Origin of the sequence: Bathymodiolus heckerae thiotrophic gill symbiont (assembly GCF_900128515.1) — a bacterium.
In the GTDB taxonomy this organism is placed as follows: domain Bacteria; phylum Pseudomonadota; class Gammaproteobacteria; order PS1; family Pseudothioglobaceae; genus Thioglobus_A.
Window position 1 is genome coordinate 1 of sequence record NZ_FQTP01000140.1, and the last position, 2,685, is coordinate 2,685.

Consider the following 2,685-nt stretch of genomic DNA (forward strand, 5'->3'; position numbering starts at 1 on the left):
CATGAGTCATAACCTTAAAACTGGCATGAATATTTTTAAAGAAATGCAGCGATTAAAAAGCCTAAGGGATTATTACATCCAGTGAGTAAAAAAGGCTAAAAAGAGAGAAATAAGGCTAAAAAAATCAGACAAACAAGGTGTTTTTTAGATTTTTATGGAAAAATACGGAAATTTTGAGCTATTTTTTTGAAAAATTGCAAGGGTTGAAAATAGGATGGGGAATTATGAATTATGCAAAGGTCTCATATTGTAAATAAAGAAATTAAACAGGTTAGAATTAGAAAAATGAAAACCAGATGGGGCAGTTGTAACCCTGAAAAATCTTATATTAATTTAAATTCTGAGTTAATTAAAGCCCCTATTCAATGTATAGAATATGTGATTTTTCATGAGTTAGCACATCTAATTCATCCAAATCATGATAAAGGTTTTTATACTTATTTAACGATACATATGCCAAATTGGAAGTAAGTAAAGAATAAACTCGAAGATAATTATTAACCCTAGGAGACCTTTGGAAAGCATGGGGACAGGCTACTTTTTAAATAATGGAGACACCAACACATCAAAACCACCCAAATCACTCAAGCCAACTCAATGCAAACAGCCATCAAATTCGCCAGCAATACCAACTGCGACAGACGATAAAACCTACCAAGTTGTTCATTACAAATCACCTTGGGTTATCAAGTAAAGTCCCCGCAAGGCACTCAGTTCAGAATTTGGGCGATCAAACAACTCAAAGAATATTTTGATGAGTTATAAGAACGCATTCGTGAAATTCGCATCTCAGAACAATTTTTTTAAAAGGTTAGCCAGCACATCATAACCTAAACAACCAGCAACTAAAACAAACAATCAAAAACTCATTAGATTGATAAAAAAGTTAGCAATGGTGATTAGATAAAAAGAATAATGAATTTATAAATTTAAATACATAATCTTTATTTTTATCGTATAATAATGTTTAATTATCGTAAAATGATAATTATTTTTTATAAAACTAAAACTAAAATATTATGAGCACACAAAATAAATCACTTATTACTTGGATGGCACCAGTGTCAAAAATTTTAGCACTTATGCTATTTGTTATTAATACCTTATTGTGGTTTGATGCAGAGTTTGCAAGGCAAGTTGCTAGTTTTTATTCAGGTATTGATTCTTCTCTTTTTACTTTAACAACGAGTAATAAACTTATTGTTTGGTTTATTAGCAGTTTACAGATTTCTACATTGTCTTTTGCTTTGTTCGTAGTAGCAGGTATTTTTCAAGATTTTGCTCAAGGGCGATGGTTTACACAGCGTTTTAGTAATCAACTTAAATGGGTTGGTATTTCTTTATTAGTTTTTTTACTGCTTAGCCCTGTTGTTCAAATGCTAACAAGCTTGGCATTAACTTATACAAATCCAGCGGGAGAGCGTTTAATTGCCTTTTCTTTTGGGGTTGATATTAAAGGGTTGATTATTTTATTTCTAGGTATTTTGTTGATTTTGATAGCTAAAGTGATGACAAAAGCTACTAAAATTTCAGATGAAAATAAACAAATTATATAATCAAAACGAACAATGGCAAAAAAAATACTAATAACGCTAGATATTATGTTGGCAAAGCGCAAAATGCGTTCTAAAGAACTTGCTACGCATATTAATATTACTGAACAAAATATTTCTCTGCTTAAGTCAGGAAAAGTAAAAGGCATACGCTTTGAAACACTTGCTAAAATTTGCGATGTTTTAGAGTGCCAGCCAAAGGATATATTAGAATATAAGTAATAAAAAATATGAGACCTTTGTATAAATATGAACAATTATCAAGACACCATCTTTTATCAATTTAAAAAAAAATTCCTAAATCAATAAAATCTGTCATTCTGTTAATCATCCCTATTTATACAAAGGTCTCAATTTATATGAGTGCTATTCTATCAGATTGGTAGTTTGAGGGTGGTTTATGCAAAGGTCTTTGGAAATATTTGGTAACATACAGATTGGGTGTGGTGTGTTTTTATTGAGTTATTGATTATCATATATAATGGCATTCATTAGAAGCGTTCATGATATTAGTAAAACTGGCTTAATATTTTGCCAGTAGTTTTCTCAATGGCACTCTTTTTTATAGTTTTACATCGTCAAGGAATAGTATGTTATGAGAAATGATGAGGCAACGCCGCCTTATGAAACTCTTGAAATAGGGACACCAAAAGACTACTTAAGTGACATTTATCGCATTTACTTTGAAGTAGGAGAATATCAAGGTGCAGCTTTAAAAATTTTGACAGAATATGCAGGAGGAAAATGTAAATCAACCATCAATCAATTGGCACACGGTTATGAGGTGGAGATGCCTATTCAGTGTGTTCCTGATGTTGTGTATCGTTTAAGTGAAAAAAACATTGCAGTTTATCAAGTGATTCGCTATGCAAAAACTGATAACACATGGGTATAATTTTGTATAGAGACCTTTGCATAATTCATAATTCCCCATCCTATTTTCAACCCTTGCAATTTTTCAAAAAAAATAGCTCAAAATTTCCGTATTTTTCCATAAAAATCTAGAAAACACCTTGTTTGTCTGATTTTTTTAGCCTTATTTCTCTCTTTTTAGCCTTTTTTACTCACTGGATGTAATAATCCCTTAGGCTTTTTAATCGCTGCATTTCTTTAAAAATATTCATGCCAGTTT

3 protein-coding genes and 2 pseudogenes are annotated in these 2,685 nt (G+C 31.0%); all 5 read left to right on the plus strand.

What is annotated here, in order from left to right:
* Nucleotides 1-246 precede the first annotated feature (246 nt).
* Nucleotides 247-471, plus strand: a pseudogene (locus BTHERMOSOX_RS10250) (M48 metallopeptidase family protein); the annotation flags it as partial.
* Between the two features lie 160 nt (nt 472-631).
* A pseudogene (gene rhuM / locus BTHERMOSOX_RS12130) lies at nt 632-762 on the plus strand (RhuM family protein); the annotation flags it as partial.
* A gap of 299 nt (nt 763-1,061) precedes the next feature.
* Nucleotides 1,062-1,556, plus strand: coding sequence for a DUF2975 domain-containing protein (locus BTHERMOSOX_RS10260; protein WP_171004743.1), 495 nt, complete (start codon nt 1,062-1,064; stop codon nt 1,554-1,556).
* Between the two features lie 12 nt (nt 1,557-1,568).
* Complete coding sequence (locus BTHERMOSOX_RS10265; RefSeq protein ID WP_138121059.1) at nt 1,569-1,775, plus strand: helix-turn-helix domain-containing protein; 207 nt, start codon at nt 1,569-1,571, stop codon at nt 1,773-1,775.
* 373 nt (nt 1,776-2,148) lie between these two features.
* Nucleotides 2,149-2,448 carry a hypothetical protein gene (locus BTHERMOSOX_RS10270; protein ID WP_138121060.1) on the plus strand — a complete coding sequence of 100 codons (300 nt, stop codon included), beginning with the start codon at nt 2,149-2,151 and terminating at the stop codon, nt 2,446-2,448.
* The last annotated feature ends 237 nt before the right edge of the window (nt 2,449-2,685 follow it).